The following is a 16,485-nucleotide window of genomic DNA, read 5'->3' on the forward strand; positions in this document are numbered from 1 at the left end:
TATCTTTAAAACTTACAGATATTCTATTTACCCTGAAAACAGTGAGTACGTTTATACGGTTAATAGTGTACTCTACATACGATTAGATTTGAATCTTTGTATTCTAATCTTTTTTTAGATTTTGATATAAAACAGACATACATATATGCTAAAAAGTAGCTCATAACAAATATAATTATATGGAATCTCCCAAAAATACCGGATCAAAAAACAGTAAAACAAAAACAGATAAAGATTACGCTATAGAATTTGAATCTGCAATGAAAAACTGGGGAGAATATTATTCAGACTGGGCAGGATGCAAAAATATTTATGTTGGCGAAGATCGAGAGATAAAAGGTAATACCATCTATCCCGAAAGCGGGGATTGGGTTGTAAATGACATAAGAGGTAAAAGTGGTACCTATGGCATTGATCATGAATCTTCTAGAATCTATAAAGTAAAACTAAAAAACCCAGAACACTACCCCGAAGTAGATTATAAACAACAAGCATTAAAACTAAAAGTCGATGCGGTAGCACTTATGGAACGATACCATTGGTTCTCAATGTTTTTTAGAGATTGGGCACATCAAACCGAAGTAACTCCCTATAGCATATGGGATACTCCCGATGACATAGACAAAGACTATGAAAATGAAAAAATCGAATTCGTAAATGATCCTCATTTAGCTTTATATTGGTTGTTACATTTTGGTTTTTCCTTAGATAAAAGATATGAGGAAGTAAAAAACATAGTACTTACTAATCAATTAGAAGAACAACTAGAATATTTTAAAATGGCTCTTGGTTTTTTTAATGCAACCGATGCTTTTTATGATCTACAGATACATGACGAATATTCTTATTGTGATGAGGAGGATAGTTTTGAAAGCTTATTCTTAAGAAGACGTTCATACTTAGTGTTTAATACCCAATCTTATGAATATAGAGGGAGAGAAGATAATATACAACAATGGTGGTTGTCTATAATTATATATCCCGAGGCAGAAAAAAACATGATCAAACGCATGCGATGGCTAAAAAACAACTTGAAAAAATATAATAAATGGGCTGAGTTTGATGAAATAACCAAAACGGCTACAACACAAGAAATTAGTTTACTATCTTATACATTGGCATGTAACCCCAATACAAAAGACAAAACAAAATATGCTAATCTTTTTTTAGAAGAACTCCTCGACGGAAAGAAAATCTGGAAAGAAAACATACGGCGTAAGTTTGCACAAATCATGATTTGGGATTTAAAAGATCTTTTTACAGAAAAAGATATTCTTAAAAAAGTGGTCAATTTTTACTTCAAAGGCAATACTGCTTCCAAAGAATATGCAGATTTATTAACTGTAATGGGAGAATCTACTCCAGATTCTGATACCGTTCAAAAGATTTTAGGGAAACTCACTAATATTTTTAAAGATTATGATGATTTTGAAATGAATACCGCCGAAAAAGAACGTTTATATAAAAAAACAGACGCTGTATTTTCTTCTCTAGAAGAAAAACTACTATATCAGGTTATAGAAAACATTAGTGAATATGAACTATCAAAACGTGCTTTTCATTTTCTGTACCTAAATGATCTTCCCGGGAAACAAAAAACTATTACACAACTGTTTTCTAAATTAGGATTATATCATCATGATATTCTCGAAATTTTCACAAAAGAGTTTCCTCACTTAATCAAAGATGAGAATGATCCCAATATCAAAATTGTAAAATCATGGTTTATACTATCGGAAAGTAAATTTGAAAGTAAGTATAATGCAGAAAAAGCTCCTGGAGTTGCCTGTATGTTTTTCCTGAATGTTTTACACTTACCCGATATTTTTAATTTCGTTGTCAACACATTATTACTTGATGAAGACACCCTTCAAAAAATACCACACTTATCAGAAGCTATTTTCACAAAATTACTTTCTAAAGAATATGACACTAAAATAAACCCTACTAATAGCTTTAATAAAGAGCAAATTGAAACTATGCTCGAAAATACCTTTACGTTTTTGGAAAAAAACCATTCCAAAATTCCCGGAGGCAGCACTGAAGCCATTCGTACCATTTATTACTGTGAGAATCCACTAGCAAAAAACTGGATCAAAGAACATCACAGAAGCACCAGTGTCGAAAAACGTTTTGGAAATATGACCATAGATATGGACGATCTTACCGAAGAAATAAATGATGCTTTAGAAAGTGCTCTGGAATTTATTAGAGATGCAGAACAAAATATTTATTTAGAATATAAAGATGAAAAATCAGCAAAATTCTGGAAAATAGTGCACTACCAAGAAATTTTTACTATAACTTATGGTAAAATAGGCACAAAAGGACAATCAAAAACAAAAGAATTTAAGGATATAGACACGGCACATAAAGAAGGAAAAAAGCTTATTGAGCAAAAAATAAAGAAAGGGTATATATCGACCACTGAAAAATATTTTTATCAGAAATAAAAACAAAAAAATATGATTTTAAAGCGAATAATCAGGAATTTAAATAATAACTTTACAAGAAGGGCATTATACACTTCTCACATTACAGACTCATAGCATTATTTTAAGGGGTTTTCGGTAGAAAATTTAAATACATGAAAAAATCATTTACTCTAATTATACTATTACTAGGAAGTATAACAGCTATTGGTCAGGAAAATAAAATTTATACCACATTACAAGAAGCATTAGTTAATAAAGACCAGGTGTACAAGCTAGACCTTAGCTATACTAAGCTTACAGAATTATCTGATTCTATAGCTCAACTAAAACATTTACAATACCTTAACCTTGAAGGAAATAAAATAAATAAACTACCCGAATCTATTGGAAATCTAAAAAAATTAAGAACACTTAACGTAAAAAAGAATAAACTCGTTGAGCTACCGGGATCTTTTGGTGATTTACAAAACATAGAGGTTTTGTTTTTATCTGAAAATCAAATTCTTACACTCCCCGAGTCCATTGGGAATTTAAAAAAACTAGGATGGTTATTCTTAAAAAATAATCAAATCAAGATGTTACCCGAATCCTTTGGTAATCTTGCAAGTCTAAAAAAATTGGATTTAAGACAGAATCAACTTGTCGAGTTATCTAATACTTTTAGTAATCTTACCAGTCTACAAGAACTTCTTATAGAAGGAAATCGACTTTCCGAATTACCGTTAACATTTGGGAATCTAAAAAATATAGAAGCACTAAATCTATCTGGCAATCAAATTGATGAATTGCCCGAATCTTTTGGTGATCTAAATAGTTTAGAATGGTTGATTTGTAAAGAAAATAAATTAGATCGTATTCCTGAAACGTTTGGAAACCTTTCAAAATTAAAACTTCTGTACCTAAATGCTAATAAAATAAGTGAGTTACCAAAATCCTTTCAGAATCTTACTAATTTAAAAGATCTCAACCTATCTGGTAACAGACTTTCTAAATCAGAAAAAGAAACCAGCAAACAATTATTACCAAATTGTGAAATTAATTTTGAGAACAGCTACTACTCTTTGCAGAAGGCCTTAGAAAACAAAAAAAATGTTGATATCCTATATCTTTCGGATAGTGAACTCACAGAATTACCAGAATCAATAGGAGAGCTTAAAAACTTGCAAAAGCTATATCTTATAAGTAATCAACTTAAAAAATTACCAAAATCCTTTGAGAAACTAAAAAAACTAGAAACTCTTTCCTTGTCTTATAACAGTATTACAAGCTTACCAGAATCCCTGTATAAGCTTAAAAACTTAAAACAACTCTATTTAGATAGTAATAAACTCTCTTCTTTGCCAGAGTCTATAAAAGATTTAAAAAAATTAAAAGTCATTCATCTATCTGGTAATAATTTATCTGATCTGGAAAAAGAAAAAATTAAAAAACTACTGCCCGATTGTTCGATTTCTTTTTAAAATAAACAGTATTTTAGAATCCTGATCCGTAAAACAAACTAAGAATATACTATGCAAAAACACAGATGTGGCTGGTGTGTTGGCGATCCGCTATATGAGGCCTATCATGATACTGAGTGGGGGGTACCATTACACGACGAGCAGCTTTTATTTGAATTCTTAATCCTCGAAACTTTTCAGGCAGGTTTGAGTTGGATTACCATTTTACGAAAACGAGAAAACTTCAGGGTTGCTTTTGATAATTTTGATTATAAAATCGTTGCTAAATATAACGATACAAAGAAAGAAGAATTATTACAAAATGCAGGAATCATTCGCAATAAACTAAAAGTAAATTCTGCAATAACCAATGCTCAGAATTTTATTAAAATACAAGAAGAGTTTGGCAGTTTTAATACATATATCTGGAGTTTTGTAGACGGAAAACAAGTTCAGAACAGTTGGCCTCATTATAAAGATTGCCCGGCGACTACAGAAATTTCTGATATGGTAAGTAAAGATTTAAAAAAACGAGGGTTTAAGTTTGTGGGTTCTACCGTTATCTATGCTTTTATGCAGGCTATTGGTATGGTAAACGATCACGAAGTAGGTTGTTTTAGATACAAAGAAGTTTAACGGTTTATCACATACCAAACCAATAAAAACATCAAAAGATGAGTGGAGAAACTAATTTAACTACTTTAATCAGAAATATGTCTCCTGTATTACGAGCTGGTGAGTTTGTTTTTTCTACGGTAAAAAATACAGATCATATTCCCAGAGAAGATAGTATTGGTGAATTTAAAGAACCCGAAGGAGTAACTATTATAATTGATCGTAAAAAGGCAGAACACCTTAATCTTTCTTATGAATATATTGCTTCATGGATAACTTTAGAAATTCATTCTTCACTTGATGCAGTAGGTCTTACAGCTATTTTTTCGACAGAATTAGCAAAACATAAGATTAGCTGTAATGTAATTGCCGGCTATTATCATGATCATATTTTTGTTCACAAAAAAGATGAAAATAAAGCAATTAATGTGCTAAAGAATCTATCTGAGAATTATAAAGGATAGTTTACAGTTTTACCCCAAAAGATAAATCTCCTGCATCACCTAGGCCAGGAATAATGTAGCTCTTATCATTTAATTTTTGATCAACTGCAGCAATCCAGAGATGAGTATTTTTGGGAAAAACATTTTTAATATATGATACCCCTTGCTCTGAGCCTATTACAGAAACAATATGCACTTGCTCGGGTATACCATGTCTTTTCATCGCAGTAAATGTATTTTCCAGAGTTTTTCCTGTTGCTAGCATTGGATCTGCCAAAATCAGGGTTTTATTTTTTAAAGAAGGTGAAGCCAGGTATTTTACCACAATTTCAAAATCATCATCATTATCTTTATGATCTCTATATGCCGAAATAAATCCGTTTTCTGCTGCATCAAAATAATTCAATAATCCTTGATGTAATGGCAATCCAGCTCTAAGAATAGAACACAATACAAGTGCATTTTTAGGCACAGAAATTTCTTTGGTTCCCAATGGGGTTTGAACTGTTTTAGTTTCATAATCCAACCTTGTGCTTAGTTCGTAACTTAGGATTTCGCCTATTCGTTCGATATTCTTCCTAAAACGCATGGTGTCTTTCTGTATAGCGATATCTCTTAATTCTAAAACAAATTGATTTAAAATTGATTTTTTTAATCCTAAATTATGAATAACCATTGATACTGCATTTTAAGAAGTTATTAAACCTATTTTTTAAGTTACTTTTTGAAATCATTAAAGATCAGAATAGATTCCTAATCCTATATTATTTCAAATATTTTATAAACGTGGCCCTGGTAATTTCTCTGGCACCCAGGCTTGCCAAATGATCGGTATACACCTGGCAATCGATCAATTGTATCTCCTTTTGTATTAACCACTCTACCAAGGTAATAAAACCATATTTAGAAGCATTACTTACTTTAGAAAACATGCTCTCACCACAAAATACTTTTTTCTCTTCCAACAAAATCCCATACAAACCTCCTACTAAAACAGATTGCTCCCAAACCTCGACAGAAATAGCATATCCTAATTCATGAAGTTTTGCATATGCCTTTTGCATATCGTTTGTAATCCAGGTACCTTCTTGTTCTGGACGTTTGATTGTGGCACAGTGTTGCATAACACTTTCGAATGCCTTATTAAATGTTACTTCAAACTTATTTTTTCTGATAAGTTGACGCATACTTTTACTTACTCTAAGTTCTGATGGAAAAAGTACCATTCTGGGATCTGGGCTATACCATAGGATTGGTTGATCCTCGTCATACCAGGGAAAAATCCCATTATGATATGCCTCTAGTAATCTATCAACAGAAAGATCTCCTCCTATAGCCAAAAGGCCATTAGCATCTGCAAGAGTAACCGACGGAAATTGTATTGAATCTGTTAAAATGTACAAAATATACTTATAAACCTTTATACAACGTTAAATATCAATCAGTTGTTTGAATTGACCAAAAAAATCGCAATATTTGTTAGGACCTTTTAAGATAAATTTTGTTCATCATTGCTTTTTTGAGTTTTATTAAAAGGTTAACCTAAAACCACAATAATGAAAAGTCCGATATTATCTTATATCGGACTTTTTTCTTTTTATTAAATAGTGTATTTAAAACCTATTTAGAATGGTAAATCATCATGTTCTTCTTCAGAAAAATCTTTTGCAGGTTCGAAAGCATCTACCGGTGGAGTCGGAGGAGCACTTTGAGCCACAGGCTGCAAGCTCTCAATTCTCCAACCCTGGATAGAATTAAAATACTTAGTTTCTCCTTGTGGATTTACCCACTCACGACCACGTAAATTAATACTTATTTTCACATCCTGACCAACTTGAAAAGGATTTAATAAGTCACATTTATCCTGAACAAACTCTACCATGATATGTTGTGGGTATTGCTCTTCAGTAGTAACTACAATTTCTCTCTTTCTAAAACCATTGCTTCCAAAGGTTTGAGTCTCACCGATCATCTTTACTTTACCTTGTACTTCCATCTTATTGAATTATTATTTTGCTGCTAAAATGTTCCATGCCGTATCTATATCATCCTGATCGAGATACTGCTTTGCAAATTTATGAATTTCTATTAGGTTAGCCTCCCGAATTTTATCCTTAATATCATTATGGTTATTAACAAATTCTAAAGCTTCAGATTTTGCTGGTATTCCTTCTACATTTCCTAACTTACCTAAATCATTTCCTGTAAAAACAGTACTGTTTCTTACTTCTTCTGGCAATGCATCTACACCAATCCCTATTGAGCTTAATGGTTTAGGCACTTCAAACATTCCCATATTGGCTCTACTATACCAATTACCACCCATACGAGCAACCTGATCTATTTTATACTGATCTATTCTATTATTTTCGTCCATAACATCCTCATTAATATGCATAAGAACAACCTCGCAAATAATAAGATTACCAGCTCCTCCTTCAGTACCCATAGGAACTACCTGGTTAACCTTGCACTCAAACTGTACCGGTGACTCTCCTACACGATATGCTTTGACTTTTTCTGAAGGAACCATAGTAAGCCCCGATTTCACAAATTCGTTAACTCCTTCTGGATACTCTGTACTTGATAATGACATCTGCTGTACAATATCATAATTCACAATATTAATGACTACTTCTTTGGTAGATTTTGCATTTTCTAAGGTATGTTTAGTCGTATTATCTCTAACTCTCCTTGCCGGAGAAAAAATAAGAATCGGTGGATTCGCACTAAATACATTAAAAAAACTAAATGGAGATAAATTAGCATTGCCATTTACATCCATCGTGCTGGCAAAAGCTATAGGTCTGGGACCGATTGCTCCAAGAATTAAACCATGTAATTTTCCTGTAGTAACCTCTGACGGATCGATTGTAATCATAATTTGTTTTATATTGAGCAAATATACCAAAGTTTGATTCTAGAATCGTTAAAAAAACAGGTTTTAGAATCTGTTTTATAAACAATAAAATCGTTTTAAAACGTTTATATTTAGGATTTAGTTAACTAGTCTGTATGAATTTTTCTGATGAGCGTAATTTTTCGAGCTATTTTATTATTATAGCTGTTTTAGTAATAACTGGTCTCGTTTTATGGAATACATCTCTATTCATGCAACGTCTTAAGGATGACGAACGAACAAAAGTTGAAATCTGGGTACAATCCCAGAAAGCATTAGATAGTGAACAATCTGATGACTATCTAGAGTTATCTATTGTAATAGGAGCAACAAATAATTCTATCCCCATAATTATTACAGACTCTAACGGTGATTTTATTAGAGATTCTCTGGGGAAACCCGACCCTAGTTATTTTAAAAATTTGTCACAAAATGTGGTTAAGAACGAACAAAAGTTGAAATCATATTTAAAAACGCTAAAATCAGAAAATGACCCAATAGAACTCGATCTTAAAGATACTGTTCAATATATTTATTACGGAAATTCTGATATTTTAAATAAATTGAAATATTACCCAATGACCATTGCCATCATTATATTTCTGTTAATTGGAGTGATTTATTTCTTTTTCACCACCTCTAAAGCTAGTGAACAAAACAAACTTTGGGCAGGTATGGCCAAAGAAACTGCCCACCAAATTGGTACACCACTATCCTCGTTGGTAGGATGGAATGAAATCCTGAAAACCGAAAATGTAAACCCAGAATATATCGTAGAAATAGAAAAGGATATTGAGCGACTAAAGATAATTACAGAACGTTTTTCTAAAATTGGTTCTATTCCCAATCTCGAAGATGTCGATATTGTAGAAGAAACCCGAAATGCTTATACATATCTTCAATCCAGAAGCTCTAAACTTATTAATTTCTCACTCAATTTACCCGATAAACCTATTCATGTTTCTTTAAATCCTCAATTATATAGCTGGACAATCGAAAACCTTGTAAAAAATGCTATTGATGCTATGCGAGGGAAAGGAGATCTTAAAATTGATCTTATAGATGATGCTAAGCGGGTATTTATACGAATTAAAGATACTGGTAAAGGTATTCCTAAAAGCAAATTCACTAAAATTTTTGAGCCTGGATACACATCTAAGAGCAGAGGATGGGGTCTTGGTCTGTCCCTATCAAAAAGAATTATAGAAGAATACCATTTAGGAAAAATTAAAGTTCTTAAATCAGATATAGGTAAAGGCACTACTTTTCAAATCACACTTCGCAAATCTGGAGTTACTTCTTAATATTAAATTTTCTTAAAAAGGTATAACAATATTTTTTTCACAACGTTATAGAATACCTATTAAACGCCAAATCTAAACAAAGTGAAAACTGAATATATTATTTTAAAAGAAACAACTCTTAACAATAATTGTCCAGAATGCTACTCTACTGATGGCATGGTGCTTTCTTTCAAACAACAAAGATTAATATCAAAACTTCTGGTTAAAACCAAAAGTAATGTTATCGAAAGTATTAACTGTAATAAATGCGAAAATCAAATTTTCCCGGGGCAATGGACTACAGATATAGAAAGAGTATATGATTACCATAAAAAAACAATCACTCGTCAATCTGGATCACTGCGTTTTACTAAATTGTTTTATGTTTTATTATTTATTACGATTGCCATTGCTGCTTTTGCATACATCTATTTTTACAGATCTGATCTTTTAGGAATCTAATATTGTTTCATAATCTGTCGTAATTCATCTGTAATCAAAAAGGTTTTGTCTGCATTAAAATCAAAACAAACCGCTACATCATGACCTTCTGCGCAAAGTACTCCTTCATCATTATACAAATGATGATGTAAGCCAAAACTAGAGTTTTTAATAAACTCAACTCTAGTTTTGATTATTACATTTCCCGGAAAAAACAACGGGTTTTTAAAATCACATTGCGTAGAAACCAGCATAGGCCCTTTTTTAGTTTCGGCATATAATGTTGCCAAACCGGTTACTTCCCAGAATTGAACACGTGCACTTTGCATATATTTCATAAAATTCACATTGTTCACATGCTGATACGTATCCATCTCACTCCAATCAATTCGAAGTTGTAGAGATAGTTTAAAATCTGATTCCTGCATACACTTATAAATTCGATTGAATTTCTTTTGCCAGTGCTTTAAATTCTGATTCTGACATAGAGACTTTATGCTGAAAAGTCATCTCTTTCATTTCATTTAGCGGAATTAAATGTACATGTACATGTGGTACTTCTAAACCTACAACGGCAATACCAACACGTTTACAGGAGACTGTTTTTTCTATAGCTTTTGCTACTTTACGAGAAAAGCGCATTAGCTCTAGATATTCGTCTTCATCAAGATCAAATATTTTATCTTCTTCTTTTTTAGGAATACAAAGTGTATGTCCTTTTGCATTTGGACTAATATCCAAAAAGGCGTAATAATTCTCATCTTCGGCCACTGTATATGATGGAATTTCGCCATTTACAATTTTAGTAAATAGGGTAGACATTAATTAAATTTTAGTTGGGTTACGGTTTTCGAAATATAGTTTATTTATCTGTAAGTCAAAACCATAAAAAAGCCTTTTTTAAAAAATTAAAAAAGGCTAGTAATAAAACTTAAAAAATTGTTTCTTTTAATCTCTTGTAATCTCTACAACATCAAACTTCATAATCCCGTTAGGCACTTGTATTTCAGCTATTTCGCCAACACTTTTCCCTAACAAACCTTTTCCGATAGGAGAATCTACAGATATTTTTCCTGTTTTAAGATCCGCTTCACTTTGTGCTACCAGTTTATAAGTCATTTCGGCACCATTAGTTTGGTTTTTGATCTTTACAGTAGAATGTATAAGAGCCTTAGACGTGTCTAATTGAGATTCGTCTATTAAACGTGCATTCGAAAGAGTTTCTTCTAATTTAGAAATTCTCATCTCTAACAATCCCTGTGCTTCTTTTGCGGCATCATACTCGGCATTTTCACTTAAATCCCCTTTATCACGCGCTTCGGCTATCGCTTGAGAAGCTTTTGGGCGCTCTACATCCTTAAGCTGACCTAGTTCGTCTCTTAGTTTTTTAAGCCCCTCGGCAGTATAATAAGATACTTTGCTCATAACTTCATCGTTTATATAAATACAAAAAATCCCATAAGAATGGGATTTGTTATTCAAAGATAACAAAAATTTTACTGAAGACTACAAATTTACGTAATTTGCCAATACAATAGTAATGTTATGAAAAAGACTTTATTTTTTGCAGGTATTTTTTTGATTTTATCATGTGGTAGTGATGATAATGGAGATAACAATCAATTTCTACCTCCATCCAGTGTTAATTATCAAATTAATCTTAATTTACCTCAATTCAACTCACTTAAATTTCCGAGTAATCATTTGGTAGATAACTCAGAAAACGGAAGTATTAAAGGAGTTATCATTTATAATATTGATAACACTCAGTATGCTGCTTTTGAGCTTAGTGACCCTAATCATGCTCCCAGCTCCTGTTCTACTCAGACAATTGATGGGATCACCGCTACTTGCAATTGCGATGACGGAAACAGTTACAATATTATTACCGGACAACAAACCTCTGGAGATGGTCAATTTGGATTAAGGCGATATAATGTGAGGCGAGAAGGAAACATCTTATTTATCTCTAACTAATTGTGCAAAGAAAAAAAGCAACTTGATTTTAATCAGTATCTTGTTTTTTTGAAATCACAATTTTAAAAGAAAGCGGAAAATCAAAATCTTTTAGCTTAAATTCATACTCATCGTTCCAGGATGAAGGTGCATATGTATATGCTGTTTCCCCTTGTAAACCATACCTGTAAACTTCTATTTCTCCACAATTATTTCCTTTAGAAAGCGATAGTTGCACACCTGTTTTTGTTTGGCCACTGGCACCATGTGTTGGGCGTTTATGAGAATAACCTGTTAATAGAATAGACAAAGAGTCTGTAAGCATTATTGGTACATTAGGCTCTAGTTCAACCAGTATCGGGTTTGCATATTGTATTGTTCCTGCACCCTCTTCTTGTTGGGCATAACTTAAATGATTCCAAAAAAGAAAAAGAGAAATTACAGCAATTATCCTACTCATAATAATAAAATTATACATCCTATACCCGAAACAGTTTTTAGCCCTTAAATATATTATAATTTATTTCCAATTATAGGCCCAATCTTTCCAAACTACTTCTAGTCCTTTATTTTTAAGCATTTTTACTATATCTCCTGTAGAACGTTCATCAGAAATCTCGAATTGTTCTAAGGATTGTGGCTCTACGACATAACCTCCCGGATTAGTTTTAGATTCGGCACTTATAGAAGTGATCCCCAGATTTACAATATGTTCTCTAAACACCTCACTTTCTCGAGTAGACAAAGACAATTCTACATCTTCATCTAACAATCGAAAAGCACATATTAACTGTACCAAATCCGAATCTGTCATTGCTACTTTTGGCTCTAGCCCACCACTATGTGGTCTTAGTCTCGGAAAGGATATCGAATATTTTGTTTTCCAATATGTTTTTTGCAAATAATTAAGGTGTAAGGCTGTAAAAAAGCTATCTGCCCTCCAATCCTCTAACCCAAAAAGAGCTCCTAATCCTATCTTATGAATTCCTGCTTTACCTAATCGATCAGGGGTTTCTAATCGATAATCAAAATTAGATTTTCTTCCTTTGGGATGATGTTTTTTATACTCAGACTTATGATATGTTTCCTGATATACTAATACGGCATACAAACCATTACTAATCAATAATTCATAGTCAGACTGATGTAATGGTTGTACCTCTATCGTAATATTGGCAAATTTTGATTGTATGAGTTGTATGGCATTATTGATATACTCTACTCCCACTGTCTGATTAGCTTCTCCTGTAACCAAAAGAATATGATCATAGCCTTTGGATTTTAGGTACTCTACTTCTTTTAGAATTTCTTTATCGGTTAATGTTCTTCTCGGAATTTTATTAGTCATACTAAATCCGCAATACGTACATATATTTTGGCACTCATTACTTAAGTACATCGGGGTATACATCTGGATGGTGTTGCCAAAACGTTTTTTAGTAGTATAGCTACTTATTTGCGCCATATGTTCTAAATATGGTTTTGCGGCAGGAGAAATCAATGCCTTAAAATCTTCAAGATCTCTTTTAGGTTTTTCTAGAGCATGAACAACATCTGCTTCTGTCTTAGAAAAAATACTTGAAAGGGTTGCTTCCCAATCATATTGCTCGAATATATCTTTGAAACTGGTATCAGGTAACGGGTATCGGGCATCTGTCATTACTTAATTGCTTTAACTAAATTAAACAACATCTTCCTGATAAAAACTACCTTGTTTAACAGATCATTTGCTTGTTCTTTTTCTAAATAGCCTAAATCTTTTGATAAAATCAAAGGATATTCGACCTCTGAAATAGATCCAGAAGCAATTCGTAAGAATCTTGCAAATTCTTTGTTGAAATCATGACCACAACCTTCAGATATATTGGTTGGAACAGAAGTGGATGCTCTTCTTAGTTGTGATATAATCCCAAACCTCTCGTCATCAGGAAACCGCTTAGTTAATTCATAAATTAGTAAACATAATTTATGGCTTTCTTTCCAAACTTTTAATTCTTTAAAATCTCTCATAAACATATTTTAATCAGTTTCTAAGTATCACTTTTCGACATTACCCCCAATACCAGAAACCTGATACCCAAATTCTGATACCTCTTTTTAACCTTGTGTTAAAAATGATGTTAACGGGCTACTTGCCTCTGCATATTGTCTAACAGGGGCTAATTTTGAGTTATATGCCATACGACCTGCCTCTACAGCCATTTTAAATGCTTTTGCCATCGTTATTGGTTGTTGAGATACTGCAATAGCTGTATTTACCAATACTGCGTCTGCACCAATCTCCATCGCTTGTGCCGCATGAGAAGGGCTTCCGATACCAGCATCTACAATTACAGGAACATTACTTTGATCTATGATAATCTCTAAAAACTCTAATGTTTTTAACCCTTTATTACTTCCTATTGGAGCACCCAAAGGCATCACACATTGTACTCCCACTTCTTCTAAGCGTTTACACAAAACCGGATCTGCATGAATATATGGCATGACCACAAATCCTTGTTTTACCAATTCTGAAGCAGCTTTTATGGTTTCTATAGGATCGGGCAATAAATATTTTGGATCCGGATGAATTTCTAATTTTATCCAGTTTGTCTCTAAAGCTTCTCTTGCTAATTGTGCTGCAAAAATAGCCTCTTTAGCATCACGAACTCCAGATGTATTAGGAAGTAAATTAATCCTGGGGTGATCCAAATGTTTTAATATATCATCATTCTCATTATTAACATCAACTCTTTTTAATGCTACTGTTATTAATTCACTTTCTGATATAAGTAATGCATCTCTCATTAACTGAGAAGAGCTAAATTTTCCTGTCCCGGTAAATAAACGGGATGAAAATTCTTTATCTGCAATTTTTAATTTTTCCATTTCTTAACGATTAGCTGGTAGCTTTTGAACCATTAGTTTTTTTATAGTTTCTATTTTTTTCTCCAGATTTACCTGATTTGTCAACTCTCCCGAAACAGCAATTCCTGATATTCCTGTCTGCATAAGTGTGGTGATATCCTTTTCTGTAATTCCTCCTATTGCAACAACAGGTATTTCTGCATTTTCATTTTTAAGTTGACCAAGAATATTTTGACAGCCATCAATTCCTAACACCGGACTTAGTTTTTTTTTGGTTATCGTATGCTTATAAGGACCAAGACCTATATAATCTACACCATCTTTAATATGTTGTAAACAGTTTTCTATAGTATTTGCAGTACCACCTATAATAAAATTATCACCCAAAATTTTTCTTGCCTCTCGAGGATTCATATCATTTAATCCCAAATGTATACCATCTGCCAGAACAGCTTTTGCCACACTTACATTATCATTGACAATCATAATAGCATCATATTGATCACAGATATTGCGGCATTGTATTGCCGTATCCAGGTACGTTGCTATGTCTTCATCTTTAAGACGTAGTTGTATCCATTTGCAACCAGCTTTGCAAGCATTCTTTATATTTTTAAGATGTTCCTGTGGAGTTTTACCTTGTGAAATATATTGTAAACCTACTTCTTTCATAATCTTTACCATTAAATTCTATGATACCCCAACAGGCTATTGTTTGAGCTTAATACTTTTTCGGTATACCTTTTTCCTCTATAGCAAGCTTTGAGTAAAGGAAACCCTAATGCCAAATATGTTATAATTGCAGAAGAAAGTACACAGCCACTTCCATGTTTTTCTGATATGTTTTGTCTTTTTGGATTAAACACAAACTGTTTCTCATCGCTGGTAAACAACTCATCTTTTCCGATCGTTTCTTTTCTATGTCCTCCTTTAAGAAAAAGATTCGTTTTATTAGCAATATGAGCGATTGTTTCTTCAATAGTTTTACCTGTATACAACCTTTCTATTTCATTATAATTTGGTGTTAGAAGGTAAATTTTGTGTAATACTTCCTCAAATTGTTTTTCGATGGTATTCTGGTTATTTAAATCGCCATTATAAGAATGAAAATCAAAATCTGAACTAGATTTTAATACTGGATCTAAAACAATTTTAATTGCATTATTTTTTTCTAATACAACATCAATAATTTGATTGAGTACTTCCCAGTTTTGAACGATTCCTATTTTTACAAAGTCTATGGCAAACCGATCAAATAGTATATCTATTTGATTTTTAATCACATCAAAATCTATCCATTCGCACGATGCAAATTCAACATCATTCTGGATCGTATTTGCGGTACAAACAGACAAACCATAGCCTTTTAATGCTTCAATTGTTTTAACATCTGCAGTAAGCCCGGCTCCGTTAGATGGATCAAAACCTGCTATGGTAAGTATGTACGGCCTTTTTATCATTCCTACTAAGAGTTGGCTTTACGTAGTTTGTATTGTTTTAAGCTTATTATAAATCATTTTGAAACTTTCTAACGAATCCTCTGTATTCCATATTCCTCCTAAAACACCTACTCCTTTAAATCCCAGATCAAATGTTGCTTGTAATGTGTTTTCATTAATTCCGCCCATCCCTATTACAAATTCATTTAGATCAGTAACATCAAATCCTTTCCCTGCGTAACCTGCTTTTGAAATTGAACTAAAAACAGGGCTTAACAAAACATATTTAAAAGTAACCGGGCAACTTTTTATATCCTCTTTAGAATGAAAAGAGCTACTTACTTTATAACCCTTGGCTTTATAACTACTACTATATTCTTCTAGTTTTTCTTCTAAATCCAATCGTGGTTGCTCCTGAATATGAATACCTCTCAACTTAAATTCTTCGCATAATTCATGAAATTGATGTAGCATAATACGGTTGTGGTATTTTGCATCAATTTGATTGAGTAAAGTTCTGTATCCTTCAATATTCATAGTTGGTTTACGAAAATGTAGTATTTCTAAACCATTATCGAATAGTGAATTGATTTTATCGGCTTCACTTTCTAATTCTCGTTCTGAAGTTAATACGATTAGCATAGATTCTAAATATCAGGTTTTAGCTATCGGGTATCAGGTTTTA

At 32.5% G+C, this 16,485-nt stretch carries 21 protein-coding genes; 7 read left to right on the top strand and 14 right to left on the bottom strand.

What is annotated here, in order from left to right; translation table 11 throughout:
* Nucleotides 1–179 precede the first annotated feature (179 nt).
* The 4 genes from ATO12_RS26330 to ATO12_RS05040 all read left to right on the top strand — a co-directional run bounded on the left by ATO12_RS26330 (nt 180) and on the right by ATO12_RS05040 (nt 4,953).
* The gene (locus ATO12_RS26330) at nt 180–2,453 is read left to right on the top strand and encodes a WGR domain-containing protein (protein WP_205625225.1); all 2,274 of its coding nucleotides are present in this window, start codon (nt 180–182) and stop codon (nt 2,451–2,453) included.
* Between the two features lie 134 nt (nt 2,454–2,587).
* On the top strand, nt 2,588–3,895 hold the full coding sequence (locus tag ATO12_RS05030) for a leucine-rich repeat domain-containing protein (protein ID WP_051575629.1): 1,308 nt from the start codon (nt 2,588–2,590) through the stop codon (nt 3,893–3,895).
* 51 nt (nt 3,896–3,946) lie between these two features.
* Nucleotides 3,947–4,510, top strand: a complete 564-nt coding sequence (locus tag ATO12_RS05035; protein WP_034239677.1) for a DNA-3-methyladenine glycosylase I — start codon at nt 3,947–3,949, stop codon at nt 4,508–4,510.
* Nucleotides 4,511–4,548: 38 nt separating this feature from the next.
* Nucleotides 4,549–4,953 carry an ACT domain-containing protein gene (locus ATO12_RS05040; RefSeq protein ID WP_034239679.1) on the top strand — a complete coding sequence of 135 codons (405 nt, stop codon included), beginning with the start codon at nt 4,549–4,551 and terminating at the stop codon, nt 4,951–4,953.
* A 1-nt stretch (nt 4,954) separates the two neighbouring features.
* Here the strand turns inward: ATO12_RS05040 and upp are convergent, their stop codons facing one another.
* From upp to ATO12_RS05060, 4 genes are all read right to left on the bottom strand, one after another.
* Nucleotides 4,955–5,608 (bottom strand): uracil phosphoribosyltransferase, encoded by a 654-nt coding sequence (upp, locus tag ATO12_RS05045; RefSeq protein ID WP_034239681.1) that lies wholly within the window; start codon nt 5,606–5,608, stop codon nt 4,955–4,957.
* 88 nt (nt 5,609–5,696) lie between these two features.
* A complete protein-coding gene (aat, locus tag ATO12_RS05050) occupies nt 5,697–6,335 on the bottom strand; it encodes a leucyl/phenylalanyl-tRNA--protein transferase (RefSeq protein ID WP_034239682.1) in 639 nt (212 codons plus the stop codon).
* Nucleotides 6,336–6,556: 221 nt separating this feature from the next.
* Nucleotides 6,557–6,928 carry a DUF3127 domain-containing protein gene (locus ATO12_RS05055; protein ID WP_025664437.1) on the bottom strand — a complete coding sequence of 124 codons (372 nt, stop codon included), beginning with the start codon at nt 6,926–6,928 and terminating at the stop codon, nt 6,557–6,559.
* A 12-nt stretch (nt 6,929–6,940) separates the two neighbouring features.
* Nucleotides 6,941–7,813: a flavin reductase family protein gene (locus ATO12_RS05060; protein ID WP_034239683.1), complete on the bottom strand. Its 873-nt coding sequence runs from the start codon at nt 7,811–7,813 to the stop codon at nt 6,941–6,943.
* Between the two features lie 134 nt (nt 7,814–7,947).
* On the opposite strand from ATO12_RS05060, the gene ATO12_RS05065 reads away from it, so the two are divergent.
* Both ATO12_RS05065 and ATO12_RS05070 read left to right on the top strand, forming a co-directional pair.
* Nucleotides 7,948–9,135: a sensor histidine kinase gene (locus ATO12_RS05065; protein WP_034239686.1), complete on the top strand. Its 1,188-nt coding sequence runs from the start codon at nt 7,948–7,950 to the stop codon at nt 9,133–9,135.
* 81 nt (nt 9,136–9,216) lie between these two features.
* A complete protein-coding gene (locus tag ATO12_RS05070) occupies nt 9,217–9,576 on the top strand; it encodes a hypothetical protein (RefSeq protein ID WP_034239687.1) in 360 nt (119 codons plus the stop codon).
* Here ATO12_RS05070 and ATO12_RS05075 read toward each other — a convergent pair.
* The 3 genes from ATO12_RS05075 to greA all read right to left on the bottom strand — a co-directional run bounded on the left by ATO12_RS05075 (nt 9,573) and on the right by greA (nt 10,980).
* On the bottom strand, nt 9,573–9,983 hold the full coding sequence (locus ATO12_RS05075; RefSeq protein WP_034239689.1) for an acyl-CoA thioesterase: 411 nt from the start codon (nt 9,981–9,983) through the stop codon (nt 9,573–9,575). The two genes, ATO12_RS05070 and ATO12_RS05075, sit on opposite strands and share 4 nt — an antisense overlap.
* Nucleotides 9,984–9,987: 4 nt before the next feature.
* Nucleotides 9,988–10,377, bottom strand: coding sequence for an HIT family protein (locus tag ATO12_RS05080; RefSeq protein ID WP_034239690.1), 390 nt, complete (start codon nt 10,375–10,377; stop codon nt 9,988–9,990).
* Nucleotides 10,378–10,503: 126 nt separating this feature from the next.
* Nucleotides 10,504–10,980, bottom strand: a complete 477-nt coding sequence (gene greA / locus ATO12_RS05085) for a transcription elongation factor GreA (protein WP_034239693.1) — start codon at nt 10,978–10,980, stop codon at nt 10,504–10,506.
* 120 nt (nt 10,981–11,100) lie between these two features.
* On the opposite strand from greA, the gene ATO12_RS05090 reads away from it, so the two are divergent.
* On the top strand, nt 11,101–11,532 hold the full coding sequence (locus ATO12_RS05090) for a Rieske (2Fe-2S) protein (protein WP_034239694.1): 432 nt from the start codon (nt 11,101–11,103) through the stop codon (nt 11,530–11,532).
* Nucleotides 11,533–11,560: 28 nt separating this feature from the next.
* On the opposite strand, the gene ATO12_RS05095 is transcribed toward ATO12_RS05090, so the two are convergent.
* The 7 genes from ATO12_RS05095 to ATO12_RS05125 form a co-directional block, all read right to left on the bottom strand.
* Entirely contained in the window at nt 11,561–11,971 is a 411-nt protein-coding gene (locus tag ATO12_RS05095; protein WP_131248776.1) for a hypothetical protein, read from the bottom strand.
* Between the two features lie 60 nt (nt 11,972–12,031).
* A complete protein-coding gene (gene thiH, locus ATO12_RS05100; protein WP_051575630.1) occupies nt 12,032–13,171 on the bottom strand; it encodes a 2-iminoacetate synthase ThiH in 1,140 nt (379 codons plus the stop codon).
* Nucleotides 13,171–13,521 (bottom strand): four helix bundle protein, encoded by a 351-nt coding sequence (locus ATO12_RS05105; protein ID WP_034239698.1) that lies wholly within the window; start codon nt 13,519–13,521, stop codon nt 13,171–13,173. The genes thiH and ATO12_RS05105 overlap by 1 nt, the downstream gene beginning before the upstream one ends.
* Nucleotides 13,522–13,608: 87 nt before the next feature.
* On the bottom strand, nt 13,609–14,382 hold the full coding sequence (locus ATO12_RS05110) for a thiazole synthase (RefSeq protein WP_034239700.1): 774 nt from the start codon (nt 14,380–14,382) through the stop codon (nt 13,609–13,611).
* 3 nt (nt 14,383–14,385) lie between these two features.
* Nucleotides 14,386–15,033 (bottom strand): thiamine phosphate synthase, encoded by a 648-nt coding sequence (locus ATO12_RS05115; RefSeq protein ID WP_034240428.1) that lies wholly within the window; start codon nt 15,031–15,033, stop codon nt 14,386–14,388.
* Nucleotides 15,034–15,044: 11 nt separating this feature from the next.
* On the bottom strand, nt 15,045–15,821 hold the full coding sequence (locus ATO12_RS05120; RefSeq protein WP_034239701.1) for a hydroxymethylpyrimidine/phosphomethylpyrimidine kinase: 777 nt from the start codon (nt 15,819–15,821) through the stop codon (nt 15,045–15,047).
* A gap of 18 nt (nt 15,822–15,839) precedes the next feature.
* Nucleotides 15,840–16,442, bottom strand: a complete 603-nt coding sequence (locus ATO12_RS05125; RefSeq protein WP_034239703.1) for a thiamine phosphate synthase — start codon at nt 16,440–16,442, stop codon at nt 15,840–15,842.
* Nucleotides 16,443–16,485 lie beyond the last annotated feature (43 nt).

Origin of the sequence: Aquimarina atlantica (genome assembly GCF_000626715.1) — a bacterium.
In the GTDB taxonomy this organism is placed as follows: Bacteria; Bacteroidota; Bacteroidia; order Flavobacteriales; family Flavobacteriaceae; genus Aquimarina; species Aquimarina atlantica.